At 70.2% G+C, this 18,433-nt stretch carries 19 protein-coding genes; 7 read left to right on the top strand and 12 right to left on the bottom strand.

Going from position 1 to position 18,433, the window contains the following annotated elements; genetic code table 11:
* Positions 1 to 49: 49 nt before the first annotated feature.
* Positions 50 to 1,351 (top strand): DUF4032 domain-containing protein, encoded by a 1,302-nt coding sequence (locus RAC69_RS07035; protein WP_375086100.1) that lies wholly within the window; start codon positions 50 to 52, stop codon positions 1,349 to 1,351.
* A gap of 6 nt (positions 1,352 to 1,357) precedes the next feature.
* Here RAC69_RS07035 and RAC69_RS07030 read toward each other — a convergent pair whose 3' ends face one another.
* From RAC69_RS07030 to RAC69_RS07005, 6 genes are all read right to left on the bottom strand, one after another.
* On the bottom strand, positions 1,358 to 1,999 hold the full coding sequence (locus RAC69_RS07030) for an NAD(P)-dependent oxidoreductase (protein ID WP_375086099.1): 642 nt from the start codon (positions 1,997 to 1,999) through the stop codon (positions 1,358 to 1,360).
* A gap of 11 nt (positions 2,000 to 2,010) precedes the next feature.
* A complete protein-coding gene (gene rlmB, locus RAC69_RS07025) occupies positions 2,011 to 3,015 on the bottom strand; it encodes a 23S rRNA (guanosine(2251)-2'-O)-methyltransferase RlmB (protein WP_341933742.1) in 1,005 nt (334 codons plus the stop codon).
* Positions 3,008 to 4,411, bottom strand: coding sequence for a cysteine--tRNA ligase (cysS, locus tag RAC69_RS07020; RefSeq protein ID WP_375086097.1), 1,404 nt, complete (start codon positions 4,409 to 4,411; stop codon positions 3,008 to 3,010). Before cysS ends, rlmB begins: the two co-directional genes overlap by 8 nt.
* 54 nt (positions 4,412 to 4,465) lie before the next feature.
* Complete coding sequence (locus RAC69_RS07015) at positions 4,466 to 5,056, bottom strand: short chain dehydrogenase (protein ID WP_375086096.1); 591 nt, start codon at positions 5,054 to 5,056, stop codon at positions 4,466 to 4,468.
* Positions 5,056 to 6,288, bottom strand: a complete 1,233-nt coding sequence (ispD, locus tag RAC69_RS07010; protein ID WP_375086095.1) for a 2-C-methyl-D-erythritol 4-phosphate cytidylyltransferase — start codon at positions 6,286 to 6,288, stop codon at positions 5,056 to 5,058. Before ispD ends, RAC69_RS07015 begins: the two co-directional genes overlap by 1 nt.
* Positions 6,289 to 6,359: 71 nt before the next feature.
* Positions 6,360 to 6,842: a CarD family transcriptional regulator gene (locus RAC69_RS07005; protein WP_050722636.1), complete on the bottom strand. Its 483-nt coding sequence runs from the start codon at positions 6,840 to 6,842 to the stop codon at positions 6,360 to 6,362.
* Between the two features lie 135 nt (positions 6,843 to 6,977).
* Between RAC69_RS07005 and RAC69_RS07000 the strand changes: the two genes are divergently transcribed.
* Positions 6,978 to 7,514, top strand: a complete 537-nt coding sequence (locus RAC69_RS07000) for a DNA modification methylase (RefSeq protein ID WP_341933738.1) — start codon at positions 6,978 to 6,980, stop codon at positions 7,512 to 7,514.
* A 63-nt stretch (positions 7,515 to 7,577) separates the two neighbouring features.
* Here RAC69_RS07000 and RAC69_RS06995 read toward each other — a convergent pair whose 3' ends face one another.
* Both RAC69_RS06995 and RAC69_RS06990 read right to left on the bottom strand, forming a co-directional pair.
* The gene (locus RAC69_RS06995; protein WP_096714925.1) at positions 7,578 to 8,261 is read right to left on the bottom strand and encodes a response regulator transcription factor; all 684 of its coding nucleotides are present in this window, start codon (positions 8,259 to 8,261) and stop codon (positions 7,578 to 7,580) included.
* Positions 8,258 to 9,475, bottom strand: coding sequence for an ATP-binding protein (locus RAC69_RS06990; protein WP_341933737.1), 1,218 nt, complete (start codon positions 9,473 to 9,475; stop codon positions 8,258 to 8,260). Before RAC69_RS06990 ends, RAC69_RS06995 begins: the two co-directional genes overlap by 4 nt.
* A gap of 220 nt (positions 9,476 to 9,695) precedes the next feature.
* Between RAC69_RS06990 and phoU the strand changes: the two genes are divergently transcribed.
* Positions 9,696 to 10,394, top strand: a complete 699-nt coding sequence (gene phoU, locus RAC69_RS06985; protein WP_341933736.1) for a phosphate signaling complex protein PhoU — start codon at positions 9,696 to 9,698, stop codon at positions 10,392 to 10,394.
* Between the two features lie 66 nt (positions 10,395 to 10,460).
* On the opposite strand, the gene RAC69_RS06980 is transcribed toward phoU, so the two are convergent.
* A complete protein-coding gene (locus RAC69_RS06980; RefSeq protein ID WP_341933735.1) occupies positions 10,461 to 11,210 on the bottom strand; it encodes a phosphoglyceromutase in 750 nt (249 codons plus the stop codon).
* Between the two features lie 78 nt (positions 11,211 to 11,288).
* Between RAC69_RS06980 and RAC69_RS06975 the strand changes: the two genes are divergently transcribed.
* Positions 11,289 to 12,113: a class I SAM-dependent methyltransferase gene (locus tag RAC69_RS06975; RefSeq protein WP_375086093.1), complete on the top strand. Its 825-nt coding sequence runs from the start codon at positions 11,289 to 11,291 to the stop codon at positions 12,111 to 12,113.
* Positions 12,114 to 12,217: 104 nt separating this feature from the next.
* Here the strand turns inward: RAC69_RS06975 and RAC69_RS06970 are convergent, their stop codons facing one another.
* From RAC69_RS06970 to RAC69_RS06960, 3 genes are all read right to left on the bottom strand, one after another.
* The gene (locus RAC69_RS06970; RefSeq protein ID WP_375086092.1) at positions 12,218 to 13,339 is read right to left on the bottom strand and encodes a YgfZ/GcvT domain-containing protein; all 1,122 of its coding nucleotides are present in this window, start codon (positions 13,337 to 13,339) and stop codon (positions 12,218 to 12,220) included.
* A 1-nt stretch (position 13,340) separates the two neighbouring features.
* A complete protein-coding gene (locus RAC69_RS06965; RefSeq protein WP_375086091.1) occupies positions 13,341 to 13,943 on the bottom strand; it encodes an FABP family protein in 603 nt (200 codons plus the stop codon).
* Between the two features lie 159 nt (positions 13,944 to 14,102).
* Positions 14,103 to 14,390, bottom strand: coding sequence for a hypothetical protein (locus RAC69_RS06960; RefSeq protein WP_375086090.1), 288 nt, complete (start codon positions 14,388 to 14,390; stop codon positions 14,103 to 14,105).
* A gap of 72 nt (positions 14,391 to 14,462) precedes the next feature.
* Here RAC69_RS06960 and RAC69_RS06955 point away from each other — a divergent pair, with 72 nt between their 5' ends.
* The 3 genes from RAC69_RS06955 to RAC69_RS06945 are packed head-to-tail and all read left to right on the top strand — an operon-like array spanning position 14,463 to position 18,338.
* The gene (locus RAC69_RS06955; protein ID WP_375086088.1) at positions 14,463 to 15,146 is read left to right on the top strand and encodes a winged-helix domain-containing protein; all 684 of its coding nucleotides are present in this window, start codon (positions 14,463 to 14,465) and stop codon (positions 15,144 to 15,146) included.
* 52 nt (positions 15,147 to 15,198) lie between these two features.
* Positions 15,199 to 17,364 (top strand): RNA degradosome polyphosphate kinase, encoded by a 2,166-nt coding sequence (locus tag RAC69_RS06950; protein ID WP_375086087.1) that lies wholly within the window; start codon positions 15,199 to 15,201, stop codon positions 17,362 to 17,364.
* Positions 17,361 to 18,338, top strand: a complete 978-nt coding sequence (locus RAC69_RS06945) for an NUDIX domain-containing protein (protein ID WP_375086085.1) — start codon at positions 17,361 to 17,363, stop codon at positions 18,336 to 18,338. The genes RAC69_RS06950 and RAC69_RS06945 overlap by 4 nt, the downstream gene beginning before the upstream one ends.
* Positions 18,339 to 18,433 lie beyond the last annotated feature (95 nt).

The raw sequence follows: 18,433 nt of genomic DNA, 5'->3' as shown, positions 1-18,433 counted from the left end.
GCCCGCGCCGCTTCTGTTTCCCGACCTCCCTCTCGTCGACAGGAGAGCCATGCCGCAGGCGCTGCGCATCACCGCGAGTTCGGTCGACCCCGGGCTGCTGTCGCTGCCCTGGTCGACCCCGCTGGGCGCCTGGCCGTCCGAGCACATCGTCTCCCTCCCGAAGGGGCTCTCGCGTCACCTCGTGCGCTTCGCCGACCTATCGGGCAAGGTCGTCGCGGTCAAGGAGACGACCGAGGAGATGGCTCGCCGCGAGTACGAGATGCTCGGCAACCTCGCCCGCCTCGACGTGCCCTGCGTGAGCCGCGTCGCGGCGATAGCCGGTCGCAGCGACGCCTCGGGTGAACCGCTCCCGGCGGCACTGGTCACCTCGCACCTGCGCTTCTCCATGCCGTACCGTGCGCTGTTCACGCGGGTGCTCCGCCCCGACACCGCGAACCGCCTCGTCGACGCCCTGGCTGTGCTGCTCGTGCGCCTGCACAACGTCGGCTTCTACTGGGGCGACGTCTCGCTGTCGAACACCCTGTTCCGCCGGGACGCCGGGGCGTTCGCCGCCTACCTCGTCGACGCCGAGACCGGCGAGCTGCACGAGGAGGGGCTCACCGACGGGCAGCGCGCCTACGACCTCGACCTCGCCCGCACGAACATCGCCGGCGAGATCATGGACCTCGCGGCCGGCGGCCGGCTCGAACGCGGAGTGGATGCCGTCGCCATCGCCGACGGCATCGTGTCGTCGTACCGCTCGCTGTGGGCCGAGCTGACCGCTCAGGAATCGTTCTCCGCGGCAGAGACCTGGCGCATCACCGAGCGCGTCGAGCGGCTCAACGCGCTCGGTTTCGACATCGACGAGATGTCGATGTCGACGACCTCCGACGGCACCGTCGTGGAGATCCAGCCGAAGGTCGTGGATGCGGGGCACCACCAGCGACGACTGATCCGCCTCACGGGGCTCGACGTCGAGGAGAACCAGGCCAGACGGCTGCTGAACGACCTCGACGAGTTCCGCGCCCGCTCGACCAAGCAGTGGTCGGACGAGGAGATGTACGCCCACGAATGGCTCACCCGGGTGTTCGAACCCGTCGTGCGGGCGATCCCCTACGAGCTGCGTGCCAAGCTCGAGCCAGCCGAGGTCTTCCACCAGGTGCTCGAGCACCGCTGGTACCTGTCTCAGGCGCAGGGCCGCTCCGTCCCGCTCGCCGAGGTGCTCACGAGCTACATCAACGAGGTGCTCCGTCACCGCCGCGACGAGGCCACGATCATGGGCCCGCCGACCGAGACCATGAGCCTGCCGGTCGTGACGGGGTCGACGGCGGTCGCGGTCGACGACGAGATCGACTGGCGCGACCTGGTCTGACGGGGGTCAGTAGCCGACCGTGAACCGCTCGCGGTGGTGGTTGCCCTGTTCGATCTCGTCGACGACCGCGACCGCGAAGTCCGCGCCGGAGATGAACGACTGCCCCTCGGCGTCGCGCACCAGCACGTCTCCCCCGTCGCGGTAGCGGCCGGTGCGCTCGCCCTCCGCCCAGGGCCCGAAGACCTCGGCCGGGTGGATGAAGAACCAGTCGAGATCGGCATCCGACTGCTCCAGCAGCGCGAGCGAATCGATGCCGACCTGTGCCTCGTGCCTGTACTCCTCGGGGAAGTCCAGGTCGAAGAGCCGCGGGCCATCCGGAGCGACGAGGCTGCCACCAGCGCCGCCGACGACCCCGAGGCGGGTCGAGGTGTCGGCGAGCTCCGCGATGACGTTGCGCAGGGCCTCCAGCACCCGGTCGGTCATGTCCCCGCGCGGCGAGAGCGCCGAGACCACGGCATCCGCGCCGTCGAAGGCGTTGGCGAGAGAAGCGGGGTCGAGCGCCGACCCCTGCACGTACGACACGCCCTCGACCGGGGCGGCGGGCTCGGAGCGGGAGATCGCGATGACCTCGTGACCGCGGCTCACCGCCTCGGTCACGATGTGCGCGCCGGCGTAGCCGGTTCCTCCGAGGACGACGATGCGGGCCATGGTGACTCTCCCTATTTGGCGTTGCGGATGGTGGAGACCTGGTAGAGCGCGACGGACGTCGCGATGCCGGCGTTGAGGGACTCGGTCACCGCCGAGATCGGGATCGACACGATCTGGTCGCAGGTCTCGGCGACGAGGCGCGACAGCCCCTTGCCCTCGGACCCCGTGACGATCACGACCGGACGGTCGGCGAGCTGCAGGTCGGGGAGCAGCACGTCGCCGTCGCCGTCGAGTCCGAGCACGAACACGCCTTGCTTCTTGAACTCCTTGAGCTGCGTGGTGAGGTTCGACGCGAGCGCGACGGGCACGCGCGCGGCCGCGCCGGCGCTCGTCTTCCAGGCCGCCGAGTTCACGCCGGCCGAGCGGCGCTGCGGCAGGATGATGCCGTGACCGCCGAAAGCGCCGGTGGAGCGGATGATCGCTCCGAGGTTGCGCGGGTCGGTGATGCCGTCGAGCGCCACGAAGAGCGGGACCTCGCCCTTGTCGATGACCTGCTCCAGGAGGTCCTGCGGGTGCGCGTACTCGTACGGCGGGACCTTGATCGCGACGCCCTGGTGCACGCCGTCGAACCCGGCCATGCGGTCCAGCTCCTGGCGCGTGACCTCGAGCACCGGGATGCCGCGGTTCGTGGCGATCGACAGCATCTCCTTGACGCGGTCGTCCATCTCGACGCGCTGCGCGATGTAGAACGCCGTCGCGGGGATCCGGGCACGCAGCGCCTCGAGCACGGAGTTACGGCCGGTGACCGTCTCGGTGTCGGTCGTGTTGTCCTTGACGCGCGATGAACGGTTCGGGTTTCCGCCGGACGCCTGACGCCCGCCGGGCTTGCCCCGTCCCCCGGCGGCGGCGTAGCGCTCCGCCGCTGCCTTGCGCTTGCCCGCCGGGTGCCACGCGCGGTCCTCCGCCTTCGGCGTCGGTCCGCGTCCTTCGAGCGAGCTACGCCCCTTGCCGCCGGAGCCCTTGGTGGGGCCCTTCTTCTTTCCCTTGCCCGCTGAGGGGTTGCCTGGCTTAGCCATCGATACTCCAATGAGTTCCGGCCGGAGTGTCCTCCAGCGTGATTCCTGCGGCGGCGATCGCGTCACGGATGCGATCCGCCGCCGCCCAGTCCTTGTCAGCGCGCGCTTGCGCGCGCTGCGTGATCATCTCCTGCACGAGTGCGTCGAGCGCTGTCGCGTGCGCCGTGGAGGCCGTCGACGCCGACGACGGCACGAGCCCCAGCACCGAGGTCATCGCGAGCACCTCGCGAGCGGCGCCGAGCGCGGCATCCGTGTCTCCGGAGTCGAGCGCGGTGTTGCCGGACCGCACGGTCTCGTGCAGCACCGCGAGCGCCTGCGGGACGCCGAGGTCGTCGTCCATCGCCTCCGCGAAGGCCGCGGGGATGCTCTGCGCCGCCATGAATCCGATGCCGCCGCCGGCGACGCGGCCGACGCGCTGCAGGAAGCCGCCGATCCGGCCGAGAGCGGCCTCCGCCTCGCTCCACGACGACTCGGAGAGGTCGAGGCTCGATCGGTAGTGGGCCGCGGCGAGCGCGTAACGGACGACGAGCGGGTCGTGCTCCCGAAGAACGTCGGCCGCGAGGGTGAAGTTACCGAGCGACTTCGACATCTTCTGACCGCCGACGGTCACGAGACCGTTGTGCACCCAGTAGTTGGCGAAGCCGAGGCCGGCCGCGGTCGACTGGGCGAGCTCGTTCTCGTGGTGCGGGAACCGGAGGTCCAGTCCCCCGCCGTGGATGTCGAAGGAGTCGCCGAGATAGCGACGCGACATGGCCGAGCACTCGATGTGCCAGCCGGGTCGGCCGGCACCCCAGGGCGACCGCCACACGGCATCCCGCGGCTCGTCCGGCTTGGCGCCCTTCCACAGCGCGAAGTCCTGCGGGGCTCGCTTGCCCCGGGGGTCCGCGTCCCCCGCGGCCTCCATCGCGTCGACCGACTGGTTCGTGAGCGCGCCGTAGGTCGGCCAGGAGTGCACGTCGAAGTAGACGTCGCCGGACCCGTCCGGAGCCGGGTACGCGTGACCGCGCTCGATGAGCGTCGCGATGAGCTCCTGCATCTGCGGGACGGATGCCGTGGCGCGCGGCTCGTAGGTGGGCGGCAGGATGCCGATCGCCGAATACGCGCGGCTGAACTCCTGCTCCATCCGGTACGCCAGCGCCCACCAGGGCTCGGCATCGGTCGCGTTCGCGAGCACCTTGTCGTCGATGTCGGTGACGTTGCGCACGAACGTGACGCGGCCGTGTCGGAGCTCGAGCCAGCGACGCAGCAGATCGAAGCTCAGAGCGGCACGGACGTGCCCGATGTGGGGTCCCGACTGCACGGTGGGTCCGCACACGTACATCGTGATGTTCTCGCGATCGAGAGGCACGAAGTCACGCAGCCGCTGTTCGCGGGTGTCGTAGAGGCGCAGAGTCACCGGTCAAGCCTACCGGGCGGGGTGATCGCGAACCCGGGAGTCCGTCAGGCGAGCTCAGTCGACGGCGAGCACCCGCCCGGTCTGCACCCCGAGCACGCTCTTCGCGAAGGCCTGCCCGACCCGATGCGACGAGACGGGGACGAATCCCGGGAACGACGAGTGGTACGACGGAGCGTCCTCCAGCACCGAGGGACTCACGGCGTTGATGCGGATCCCGCGCGGCAGCTCGGTCGCGGCGGCGATCACGAAGGACTCGAGAGCACCGTTGACGAGCGACGCGGCCGCGCCGGTCGCGATGGGCTCGCGGGCGAGGACGCCCGACGTCAGCGTGAACGACCCTCCGTCACGCACGAAAGGCGTGCCGATCCGCACGACGTCGAGCTGTGCGAGCACCTTGCTGCGGAACGCCGACTCGTAGTCGTCCCTGCTCAGGTCGGCGAGCGGGCGGAAGGCGACGCTTCCGAGCGCGACGATCACGGCATCCACCTCTCCCACCTCCGCGAACAGGCGCTCGATGGATGCCGGGTCGGTGGCGTCGACGGGATGGTCGCCGCTGCGAGACGCCTCGATCACGTCGTGGCCTTCGAGCGCGGCGACGGCCGTGCGGCCGACGGATCCGTGGGCTCCGATGATGAGGACCTTCATCATGACTCCTTCCCGGCACGACGGCCGTTGCTGTGGATCAGGGCGATCGCCGTGACCGAGATGCCCTCGCCGCGTCCCGTGAACCCGAGGCCGTCGGTGGTCGTGGCCGTGATCGACACGGGAGCACCGCCGAGAGCGGCCGAGAGCACCCGTTCGGCCTCGACGCGGCGTGCGCTGAAACGCGGCCGGTTTCCCTGGAACTGCGCCGAGACGTTGCCGATCTCGAAGCCGGCGTCGGCGAGCAGTTCGCGCGTCCGCGCGAGGAAGACCGCGGCGTGCGCACCGGCGTACTCGGGATGCGCCGTGCCGAAGTGCTCTCCGATGTCGCCGAGCCCGGCGGCCCCGAGGAGCGCATCGACGATGGCGTGCGCCACGGCGTCGCCGTCGCTGTGCCCTGACAGCGGCTGCTCGCCCTGCCACTCGAGTCCGGCGAGCCAGAGATCCCCCTCGCCCCCGAACGCATGGACGTCGGTGCCGATGCCGACACGGGTCGCGACGGGGCGCTGCGCGTCGAGCTCCGTCGCCGACGGTGCGGACTCGGCGAGCAGATGTCTGGCCCGCTCCAGGTCTGCCGGTGTGGTGATCTTGAACCCCCGCGCCGATCCGGTGATGTGCCGTACCCCGTGGCCGGCCGCGGCGAAGAGAGCGGCATCGTCGGTGTACTCGATGCCGTCGGCGAACGCCCGCTCGTAGGCGCGTTCGAGGAGCGCGCGCGGGAAGCCCTGCGGCGTCTGCGCCGCGGCGAGCTCGGAGCGATCGATGGGCCCGACCACGGCATCCCCGTCCACCCGCTTGAGGGTGTCGACGACCGGGAGCGTCGGCAGGATGCCGGTCTCGGCGTCGACGGCGCCCCGCACCGCGTCGATGACCTCGGGCGGAGTCAGGGCGCGGGCCGCGTCGTGGACGAGCACGGTGCGCACGTCGCCCCACAGCGCCGCGAGTCCGGCGGCGACGGACTGCTGACGGGTGTCGCCTCCCGTGACGACGCGGCCGAGGTCGGAGCGGTCTCCTGCGGCCTCGCGCAACTCGGTCTCGGCGTCCCCCTCGAATCCCGCTGGTGCGACGACCACGATCTGGGCCGGGGCTGCGGCGAAGACGCCGTCGAGCGCGTGGCGCAGGATCGAGTGCGCGTCGATCCCGACGAACGCCTTGGGAGCCCCGCCGTCGAGGCGGGTGCCGGAGCCGGCTGCCACGACGATGATCGCGGTGTCCGGGACAGGTATCAGGGTCACGCCCTTCACGTTACCGGCGCCGAACGACGGAAGGCGGATGCCGAAGCATCCGCCTTCCGTCGAAGAAGCACTCAGGAGGCGAGGACCTCGTCGAGCAGTGCGCCCGCCTTGTCCTCGTCGATCTTCTCGGCCAGTGCGAGCTCGGAGATGAGGATCTGCCTGGCCTTCGCCAGCATCCGCTTCTCTCCGGCCGACAGGCCGCGATCCTGATCGCGGCGCCACAGGTCGCGCACGACCTCGCTCACCTTGATGACATCACCCGAAGCGAGCTTCTCGAGGTTCGCCTTGTAGCGGCGCGACCAGTTGGTCGGCTCCTCCGTGAACGGCGCGCGCAGGACCTCGAAGACATGGTCGAGACCCTCCTTGCCGATCACATCGCGAACTCCCACGAGATCGACGTTCTCAGCGGGCACCTCGATGATGAGGTCCCCCTGGGTGACGTTGAGCTTCAGGTACTTCTTCGTCTCGCCCTTGATGATGCGCTCCTTGACCTCGATGATGGTCGCAGCGCCATGGTGCGGATAGACGACGGTCTCGCCAACCTCAAAAAGCATAAAAACGTGTCCTTTCGGCAACCTCAAGGATACCACAGGGGATATGCGCTAAGGTTCGCGCCTCCTGGTCCACGGGGGCCTCCCCGCATACGCATAGAATGGATGCGGATATCCCGTCGGACCTCAGGAGGACCCGTGAAATCGCGCCTTGTTGCGTCTGCCGCCATCAGCGCCCTCGTTCTGCTCGGCGCCACGGGCTGCACCTTCATCACGCCGCAGTCGACGGAGATCCAGTACTCCGCCTCCGACGGCGTGAACGTCTCCGACACCGACGGCCCGCTCGACGTGCGCAACGCGTTCATCGTGGCCAACGACGAGGGAACGGTGGGCAACTTCATCGGAGCCGTCGTCAACCCGACCTCCGACAAGGCGACGCTCACGATCACGATCGCCGGCATCGACCCGCTCACGGTGACCGTGCCCGCGGGCAAGACGATCAGCTTCGGCACGAAGGACGAGGATCCGCTGCGCATCGTCGGCCTCGACACCAAGCCGGGCGCGACCATCGAGATGCACTTCCAGTCCGGAGACGGCGCCGGCACGAAGACCCAGGTGCCCGTCCTCGACGGCAAGCTCCCCTACTACGCCGACCTCGTGCCAGACGCGGCCGAGAGCACGCCGACGCCGACCCCCACACCGAGCGACACCGCGGCGCCGGCTCCCGAGGAGTGAGTCGATCGCGAACGTCCGAGAGGCCAGCACCCCGCGGGGTGCCGGCCTCTCGCGTTCCCGGCGTCAGCCCTCGAAGCGATAGCCGAGACCGCGCACGGTGACGAGCATGACGGGCTCGCCCGGGTTCTCCTCGATGCGGGAGCGGATGCGCTTGATGTGCACGTCGAGCGTCTTGGTGTCGCCGAAGTAGTCACTGCCCCACACGCGGTCGATGAGCTGCCCGCGGGTCAGCACCCGGCCGGAGTTGCGCATCAGCACCTCGAGCAGCTCGAACTCCTTGAGCGGCATGTTGATCTGCTGGCCGGCGACCGAGACGGTGTGCCGATCGATGTCGAGACTCACGCGCCCGCCCTCAAGCACGCGCTCGTCGAGCTCGCTCTCGGCCTGCACGACGCGGCGCAGCACCGCACGCATGCGGGCGAGCAGCTCGCGCGACGAGTACGGCTTCGTGATGTAGTCGTCGGCGCCGAGCTCGAGCCCCACCACGATGTCGACCTCGGAATCCTTGGCCGTGAGCATGATGATCGGCACCGCCGAGGTCGAGCGGATCTGCCGACACACCTCGGTGCCCGGCATCCCGGGAAGCATGAGGTCGAGCAGCACGACGTCGGCGCCGCGCTCGCGGAACGCCGTGAGGGCGCCTGGGCCGTCTTCGGCGATCTCCACCTCGTAGCCCTCACGGCGCAGCAGGTACGCGAGCGGGTCGGCGAGGTCGGGTTCGTCTTCGACGAGAAGGATGCGGGTCATTCGTTCTCTCCGTTTCGGACACGTGCTGCGGCCTTCGCGGCCTTGCGCTCGCGCTTCTTCTTGCTCTTCTTGCCCTGGTCCAGCCCCGAGGGGGCGTCGATCATGGGAAGCCGGATGGTGAAGGTCGATCCCCGTCCGGGCCTCGACCACAGCAGCACCTCGCCGCCGTGCCGCTGCGTCGCGTGCTTGACGATCGACAGCCCGAGGCCCGTGCCGCCCGTGCGGCGCGACCGCGCCTCGTCCGCGCGGTAGAAGCGCTCGAAGATGCGCTCGCGGTCGGCCTCCGCGATGCCGATGCCCTGGTCGGACACGGCGACCTCGACGACCTCGCCGTCGGCCTTCACCCCCACGCCGACGCGCGATCCCCGCGGCGAGTAGGCCACGGCGTTGGCGATGAGGTTGCCGAAGGCCTCGATGAGGATCTGCGAGTCGCCGCGCACCCACACGCCCCGGTCGCCGCCGCGCGCGATCTCGACACCGCCCGAGTCGGCCTGCACGACGTGCGCCTCGATCGCCGACGCCAGCACCTCGTCGATCGACACCGACCGCGCATCGGAGAGGGCGTCGTCGGCCTGGAGGCGGGACAGGCTCATGATGCGCCCGGTGAGCTGGCCCAGCCGTGCCGCCTCTGCGGAGATCCGGCTGGCGAAGTGCCGCACCTGGGCGGGGTCGTCCGACGCCGACTCGATCGCCTCGGCGAGGAGCGTGACCGCACCGACCGGGGTCTTCAGCTCGTGGCTCGTGTTCGCGACGAAGTCGCGGCGCATCTGGTCGAGGCGCTCCTGCTCCGTGACGTCGCGGATCACGAGCAGCGACATGCGTGGACTGATCGCGCTGGCGCGCGCCGAGACGAGTCGCGGGTCGAGGCTGAGCCCTCCCCGCGTGAGCCTCAACGACTCGGTGGCCGGCGCCCCGTCCGCACGCACGCTGCGCACGAGCTGTCTGAGCTCCGGGTTCTCCAGGGGCGCCCCGACCTCGATGCCGAAGCGCGCGGCGGGCTTCGAGGCCGCGAGGACGAATCCCGAGGTGTCGACGACGCAGGCCGCGTCGTCCATGCTGCCCAGCACCGCGGTGACGCCGTCGGGGACGACGAGCGACGTCTCGCTCTCGATCCGCGCCCTCGTGCGGTACGCCCACGCGACGACCAGCGAGAGCCCGACGCCCATCGCGACACCGACGAACAGCGCGAACAGCGCGATCTGCGGCAGGGTCATGTCACCAGCGTAGAGTGCGTTCACCTGCCGATCGGCGGGTTCGCCCGCCCCTCAGCCGACACGAGAACTACTATTCACGTGCTGGGCACCGTTCGTTAACCTTCGGGGCAGACAATCGCTTCGGGCCTGTGCGGGAGCGCGGTCCTCTCTCACGCGCGAACGACCCAGCCGTCTCGCGCTGGCACCTCAGCCGAGACCCGAATGAAAGGTTGCGCCTCCCATGCGCGAAGTCTTCCACCAGTCCCTCGAGGACCTGCAGTCCCGCCTCGTGGAGATCGCCGACCTCGTCACGGTCTCGATCGACAAGGCCACCCGCGCGTTCGCCACGAGCGACGTCGCCCTCGCCGAGGAGGTGATCGCCGACGACGCCAAGATCGACGAGCTGGCGGTCGCGCTCGACGAGCAGGCCATCGAGATCCTCGCCCGTCAGCAGCCGGTCGCCCGCGACCTGCGCATCGTCGTCTTCGCGCTGCGCGTGAGCGCGTCGCTCGAGCGGATGGGCGACATGTCAGAGCACATCGCCCAGCTCGCACGCCTCCGCTTCCCCGAGCGCGCCATCCCGCGCGGCCTGAAGGGTACGTTCACGAAGATGGGCGAGCTCGACGTCGAGATCTCGCGCACGCTCACCGAGCTGCTGCGCACGCAGGATCTCCGTCTCGCCGACACGATCCGCAACACCGACGACGACATCGACGAGCTGCACGCCAGCGTCTTCGAGAAGGTGCTCAGCGACAACTGGAAGGGCGAGGCCACCGCCACCGTCGACGCCACGCTCGCCAGCCGCTACCACGAGCGTTTCGCCGACCACGCCGTGGCGGTCGCCAAGAAGGTCGTGTACCTCGCGACCGGCGACTGGCAGGTGCAGGAGGAGGACATCGCCTTCGCCGTCGAGCAGCAGGAGCAGCTCGGGCACGCCTGACCCGGCATGACGAAGGGGGCGGATGCTGTCGCAGCATCCGCCCCCTTCGTCGTCCCGCGTGCGCGGTTACTTCTTGCCCTGCGCGGCGACCGCGGCCGCACCGGCGGCTGCGGCCTCGGGGTCGAGGTATCGGCCAGGGCCGGTGGGCACGTTGTTCTCGTCGAGCTCGTAGACCAGCGGGATGCCGGTGGGGATGTTGAGCTCCGCGATGTCGGCGTCGCTGATGCCCTCGAGGTGCTTCACGAGACCGCGCAGCGAGTTGCCGTGCGCCGTGACGAGCACCGTCTTGCCGGCCTCGAGGTCGGGGACGATCGCGCTCTCCCAGTAGGGCAGCAGGCGGTCGATCACGAGCTTGAGCGACTCGGTGCGGGGCACCTCGCCGTCGATGCCGGCGTAGCGGGGGTCGTTCACCTGGCTGAACTCGCTGTCGTCGTCGAGCACGGGCGGCGGCACGTCGAACGAACGGCGCCACAGCTGGAACTGCTCTGGGCCGAACTCCTCGAGCGTCTGCGCCTTGTCCTTGCCCTGCAGGGCGCCGTAGTGACGCTCGTTGAGACGCCAGGAGCGGGTCACCGGGATCCACAGCCGGTCGGCGGCGTCGAGCGCGATGTTCGCGGTCTGGATCGCGCGACTCAACAGCGAGGTGTGCAGCACGTCGGGGAGGATCCCGGACTCGGCCAGCAGCTCGCCGCCACGACGGGCTTCCTCGCGGCCCTGCTCGTTGAGGCGGACGTCCACCCACCCGGTGAAGAGGTTCAGTTCGTTCCACTCGCTCCGGCCGTGGCGGAGCAGGATCAGGGTACGCGTCGCAGTCATGCCGCCAGTTTATCGGCGCAGGACTCCGCGATGACGGCGGGCGTCGAATGCCCTTCCCGGGGCTGGGAGGATGGGGGCATGGCGTCCTCTCCCCTCGGCAGGCCCACCCGGGGCACCACCGGGACCAACCGCCTACGGCGCGTGGACCGCTGGATCGCCGCGAGCGCCGCCTTCCGACGGGCCACCGATCCGCTGGTGGTCGACCTCGGCTATGGCGCGAGCGGAGTCACGGCGTTCGAGCTCGCGCTGCGCCTGCGGCGCGTGCGACCGGATGCCGAGGTGCGCGGCCTCGAACTCGACCCGGTGCGCGTCGCGACCGCCGACGCGCAGCTCGCCGAGGTACGCGCAGGCCGCACGCCCTTCCCCGCCGACCTCGGGGTGTCGTTCGGCCGCGGTGGGTTCGAGGTGCCGCTGCGCGCCGGTCGCACGGCATCCGTCATCCGCGCCATGAACGTGCTGCGGCAGTACGACGAGACCGACGTCGCCGATGCGTGGCGCGCGATGGCATCCCGCCTCGCACCCTCCGGGTTGCTCGTCGAGGGCACGTGCGACGAGATCGGACGGGTCGCGAGCTGGGTCGACGTCGATGCGACCGGCACGCCGCTCCGGTTCACGATCTCGCTGCGGCTGTCGGAACTCGAGCACCCGGGCATCGTGGCGGAGCGGCTGCCGAAGGCGCTCATCCACCGGAACGTCCCCGGCGAACGCGTGCACGCCCTGCTCCTCGACCTCGACCGCGAATGGGATCGCGCGGCCGCCCTCTCGACCTTCGGCGCGACGCAGCGGTTCCTCGCCGCCGTGGCCGCGCTGCGTGCCCAGGGCTGGCCGGTCGAGGGCGGGCGATCGCGATGGCGGCTCGGCGAGCTCACGGTCCCGTGGGCCGCGGTCGCGCCGTCCGACTGATTCCACCGCGTCTCGTCTCGTCGCTGCGCTCCTCGCTCGACGACCCGCGCAACGGGTCCCGGCGAATGCCCGATCGTCGAGCGAGCGCGGTGGGACGGAACGCCTCAGACGGCGCTGCGCGGATCCGGGGCGCTGGGGCGCCGCGACAGACGCGTCAGGCGCGGGATGTCGGCGGTCGCGCCGGCATCCGCGGGAACGATGACCTGCTGCGCGGCGGCGATGTCGCCGCCCTCTGCGCGCACGACGAGGTCGCCGACGGGAGCGCGGCGGGAGAGGATCGCGAGGGCGATCGGGCCGTCCTCGTGGTGGCGCGCGACGGAGGTGATGTGCCCGACCTCGTCATCTCCAACGAAGACGGGATCGCCCGGGGCAGGCAGCACGGCGTCGCTGCCGTCGAGGTGCAGGGCAGCGAGTCGGCGCGGCGGGTGGCCGAGGTTGTGCACCTTCGCCACGGTCTCCTGACCGCGGTAGCAGCCCTTGTTGAGGTGCACGGCGGTGCGCAGCCAGTCGGATTCGTGCGGCAGCGAGCGCTCGTCGACCTCCGCCGACCAGCGCGGTCGCCAGGCGGCGATGCGCAGCGCCTCGGCGGCGAGCAGTCCCGCGAGCTCTTCCGGCTGCAGGGAGGCGGCGAGCGCCTCGGCATCCTCTCGTGTCACGATCGCGACCCGCCAGGCCAGGTCCGCACCCGGGTGGCTGGGGACTTCGGAGTACTGGTGCCCGCCCGCGCTCACGGACTGCCACGGATCGACCCACAGCAGCGGGACGCCGGCGGGACGGGCCGCGACAGCGAGGATGCGCCGGGCGGCGGCACCGCCGTCGATGACCCCGAGCAGGGCGAGATCCGGCCGCACGTCGACCGTCGCCTGAGTGCGGAACTTCATGCGCTGCAGCCAGGTCGCGAGTGCGTCGGCGTCTCCGGCGTCGGCGATGAGCCACGTCGACGCGCCGTCGTCGACGACCCCCGCCGCATGCTCCACGCGCCCCTGCGGATCGAGGACGAGAAGCTCGGTGCTCTCGCCGGGGGCCAGTCGGCCGAGCGCCTGCGAGGTGATCGAGTCGAGCCAGCTGAGACGCTCGGGTCCGGCGACCTCGATCACCGTGCGGTCGTCGAGCGGGGCGATCGCATCGCCGGCGGCGAGACGGCGCTGCTCGCGGAAGGCGTCGCCGAAGTGCGCGATCCCCGCGTCACCCGCGACCGCACCCGCGATGTCGGCGAACCCGGCCATGTCAGACCCTCGCCAGTCGCGCGGAGGCGTGCGAACGCAGCGGCGTGCCGAGCGCCGCGATGTCCCAGGCCCAGAGCAAGTGCCCGTCGACCAGGCCGTACATGCGCGAGGCGCCGGCGTAGTCCTTGGCTCCCGCCGCGCGGACCACGGCATCCGTACCGATGTCGATGCGCGGGCCGTTGATCTCGCCCAGGTACAGCTCCAGCATCCCGTCGGCGTGCGCGATCGAGACCTCGAGGGGGAAGCCGCCGGATGCCGCGCGCAGCGCCTCCACGTCGTCGACGTCTCGCGCTGAGGCGCCGCCAAGCGGCGGAAGCAGACCGGGGCCGGCATCCGCGTCGGTGGCCGGACGGCTGAGGCGCCAGAACCCCGACTCCGCGACGAGGGGGACGGACACCGCGTGGCCGTCGCCGGTGAAGGTGGCGGTCGCGGCGTAGTTGAGGAAGGGGCCGCCGTCGTGGCTGAAACTCACACGATGCGTGAACTCGCCGTGCAGCCGCTCGTCACCGACCGGATAGTCGATGACGCCGGTACCCTCCCAGACGCCGATCAGCCAGGCGAGCGGCGCGAGATCTGCGGGGAGGTCGGTGGGCAGCTCGAGCATCGCGCTCAGCGCTGGCCGCGGAAGAGGTTGCGCAGCACGACGACCGAGACGAACACGATCGCGAGGCTCGCCAGGCCGAGGAGGCCGATGTAGAAGAGTTCGAGCGCCATGAGGTCCATGTCCTCCACACTACCCTCCGCGCGCGCCGCTGTCTCTCGATCAGGAGACGAGGGCGGCGAGGCCGAACCCGACCGAGATCACACCCATCACGAGGAGCGCTCCGAGTGCACCGCCGGCGACCCGGAGGATGTATCCCTGCGTGCGTCCGTACCAGAGCTGCACGGCGAAGGACAGGAGCACGACGCCGCCGAAGCCGACGAGGAGCCACGGCACCCGCCACTCCTCCGGGACCAGGATGCCGATGGCGATCGACGCTGCGAAGGCGACCGCCCAGACGACGAGCACGCCGACGAATGCGTTCCTCGGTGCAAGCGCAGGTTCCGTCATGACTCCATTCTCACCCATCCCGGCCCGGTATCATGGCTCCACGGCGTACCCCGCCGTCTGGAAGGAGTGCGTGTGGCCCAGGTTCTGGTGTTGACCAATGCTCCGACTGCGGAGCAGGTGCTTCCCGCCCTGGAGCTGTTGAGCCACCGCGTGCGGCAGATCGCGGCCGAGCCGGCGCAGCTCGTGAGCGCTCCCGACTACGACATCGTGATCGTCGACGGCCGTCAGGACCTCGTCGGCGCGAAGTCGCTGTGCCGATTGCTCCGCGCAGCCGGGCAGGACGCCCCGCTGCTGCTCGTCGTCACGGAGGGCGGCATGAGCGCTCTCTCCGGCGACTGGGGCATCGACGACGTGCTGCTCGCCACCGCCGGCCCGGCCGAGACCGACGCCCGCGTGCGGCTCGCGCTCGCTCGGCGCGACGAGGTCGCCGAGCCAGGCCGCGTGCAGGCATCCGGCGTCTTGATCGACGAGCAGTCGTACTCGGCGAAGCTGCACGGCCGTCCGCTCGACCTCACGTACAAGGAATTCCAGCTCCTGCACTTCCTCGCCACGCACCCCGCCAGGGTGTTCACGCGCGAGCAGCTGCTGAGCGAGGTCTGGGGGTACGACTACTTCGGCGGCACGCGCACGGTCGACGTGCACGTGCGGCGCCTGCGCGCCAAGCTGGGCGATCAGGAGCAGATCATCGGCACCGTGCGCAATGTGGGCTACCGCTTCAACGTGTACGACGACGAGACCGTCCCCGCGACCCGCTGAGCCGACACGCCCGTTCACACACGCGACACCTCGCGGTGCTTAGATGTACCCCATGATCGATCCCGCTCTCGCCGACGCCGGTCTCGGTGATGCCGAAGACGACGACTTCGATGCCATCGAGGCGCCTGACTCCCAGCTGCCGGACCACCGCTACCTCGACCGCGAGCTGAGCTGGCTCGCGTTCAACCAGCGGGTGCTGGAGCTGGCGGAGGATCCGAGCCTCCCGGAGCTCGAGCGCGCGAACTTCCTCGCCATCTTCGCGAGCAACCTCGACGAGTTCTTCATGGTGCGCGTCGCGGGTCTCAAGCGGCGCATCGTGACGGGTCTCGCCGTTCCGACGAACATCGGCCGCTCCCCCGTGGACGCCCTCGCCGACATCTCCCGCGAGGCCCACGCCCTGCAGCTGCGCCACGCCGCCGCCTGGACCTCGCTGGTCCGACCCGCCCTGGCCGACGCCGGCATCGAGATCACCGAGTGGTCCGACCTGACCGACGCCGAGCGCGAGGCCCTGTCCGAGTACTTCGGCGCGCAGGTCTTCCCCGTGCTGATGCCGCTGGCGGTCGACCCCGCGCATCCGTTCCCGTACATCTCCGGCCTGTCGCTCAATCTCGCGATCCGGATCCGCAACGCCCGCACCGGTCGTCAGGAGTTCGCGCGCCTGAAGGTGCCGCCGATGCTGCCGCGCTTCGTCGAGGTTCCAGGGACCGGTGAGATCAAGAGGTTCCTGCGTCTCGAGGAGCTCATCGCCAATCATCTCGGCGACCTCTTCCCCGGGATGGAGGTGCTCGACCATCACGCGTTCCGGCTGACGCGCAACGAAGACGTCGAGATCGAGGAGGACGAGAGCGAGAACCTCATCCAGGCGCTCGAGGCCGAGCTGCTGCGGCGCCGCTTCGGCCCGCCCATCCGTCTCGAGATCACCGACGATATGGACGAGGTCACGATGGACCTGCTCGCCCGCGAGCTCGACATCACCGACCAGGAGGTCTACCGCCTCCCCGGACCGCTCGACCTGCGCGGCCTCTTCGACCTGTCGCGGATCGACCGTCCGGACCTCCGCTACCCGCCGCACCTGCCCACCACGGCCGTCGCCTTCCAGCCCACCGGCAGCAACACCCGCGCCGACATCTTCAAGGCGATCCGCAAGTCCGATGTGCTCGTGCACCACCCGTACGAGTCGTTCACGACGAGCGTCGTCGCCTTCCTCGAGCAGGCGGCCCGCGACCCGCATGTGCTGGCCATCAAGCAGACGCTGTACCGCACGTCGGGTGACAGCCCCATCGTCGAGGCCCTGATCGACGCCGCCGAGGCCGGTAAGCAGGTGCTCGCGCTCGTCGAGGTCAAGGCGCGCTTCGACGAGGCGAACAACATCGTCTGGGCCCGCAAGCTGGAGAAGGCGGGCGTTCATGTCGTGTACGGCCTCGTCGGGCTGAAGACCCACTGCAAGCTCGCCCTCGTGATCCGCGAGGAGGAGGGCGTGCTGCGCCACTACTCGCACATCGGGACGGGCAACTACAACCCGAAGACCAGCCGCATCTACGAGGACTTCGGCCTGTTCACCACCGACCCGCAGGTCGGCAAGGACCTGACGCGTCTCTTCAACGAGCTGAGCGGCTACGCGATCGAGAAGAAGTTCAAGCGTCTGCTCGTCGCCCCGCTGCACCTGCGCAAAGGACTCGTCCGTCTCATCGATGCCGAGCGCAAGCACGCCGAGTCGGGGAAGCCCGCGCACATCCGCATCAAGGTGAACTCGATGGTCGACGAGGAGATCATCGACGCGCTGTACCGTGCGAGCGCGGCCGGGGTGAAGGTCGACGTGTGGGTGCGCGGCATCTGCAGCCTCCGCACCGACCTCGAGGGCATCAGCGACAACATCACCGTGCGCAGCATCCTCGGCCGCTATCTCGAGCACTCCCGGATCTTCGCGTTCGAGAACGACGGCGACCCGCAGGTGCACATCGGCAGCGCCGACATGATGCACCGCAACCTCGATCGCCGCGTCGAGGCCCTGGTGCGGGTCACCGACCCCGTGCACATGCAGGATCTGCTGGCCTTCTTCGACCTCGCCATGGCCCCGGGCACCTCGTCGTGGCACCTCGGCGAGGACGGCGTGTGGACCCGCCACGCCGAGGATGCCGACGGCAACCCGCTCACCGACCTGCAGGATAAGACCATGGGACTCATCCAGCGACGTCGTCGGGCGCGGGCGGTTCGATGACCCCGCAGGCCACGGCTCGGGCGACCCGCTCGAAGTGGACCGACAAGGCCGTGTACGCGGCAGGCGCCGTCGTGTGGCGCCTCGTCGACGACAAGCTGCACATCCTGCTGATCCACCGCACGAAGTACCGCGACGTCACTCTCCCCAAGGGCAAGGTGGATCCCGGGGAGATGCTGGCCGAGACCGCCGTGCGGGAGGTGCACGAGGAGACCGGGATCCGCGTCTCGCTCGGGGTCCCCGTCGGCGTGAGCCGCTACCACCTGCCGTCGACCAAGCAGAAGGTCGTGCACTACTGGGCCGCGGAGGCCACGCCCGACGCGATCCGCGAATCGACGTTCGTCCCCAACCGGGAGATCGCCGCCCTCGAGTGGGTGACGCTGAAGAAGGCGCGCTCGCGGCTGAGCTATCCGGTCGACCTGGAGATCCTCGACTTCTTCGCGAAGCTCGTCGATGACGGGGCGCTGCGCACCTTCCCCGTGATCGCTCTCCGGCACGCGAAGGCGCTCCCCCGATCCGAGTGGGACGGAGCGGATGCCGCGCGCCCGCTGACCGAGCGCGGACGCCGCCAGGCCGACTCCATCGTCGGCCCGCTGCGGGCGTTCGGGGTCCGGCGCATCGTGACGAGCGATGCCGTCCGCTGCGTGCAGACCGTGAAGCCCCTCGCGAAGTCCCTCGATCGCAAGTCCGTGAGGACCGCGAAGATCAGCCAGGACGCCTGGGAGGACGGCACCGACGACCTGAGGTCGATCATCGGCCGCCGGGTCCGCTCCGGCAAGCCGTCGGTGGTCTGCAGCCACGGGCCCGTTCTGCCCGGCATCCTGTCCGAGATCGCCCTCGCGACCGGCACGATCCAGGGCTCGTACGTCAGCAGCGCCGCCGACCTCGAGCCGGGAGCCTTCTCGGTCGTGCACCTGTCCTCGTCGAACCCCGGCTCCGGGATCATCGCGATCGAGACGCACAGCCCGAAGGTCTGATCGCGGTCGCGCGCCCGGCGGCGGAAGCGGTGCCCGGATTCTCCGCATGATCACGGGGATCGTCCCCAGAGAGTCGCCGGTCGTTCACCTTCCGT

This window comes from Microbacterium sp. LS_15, from assembly GCF_041954735.1.
Classification (GTDB): Bacteria; Actinomycetota; Actinomycetes; order Actinomycetales; family Microbacteriaceae; genus Microbacterium.
Note: the sequence above shows the minus strand (reverse complement) of the source record. Positions and strands in the feature narration are given on the sequence as shown.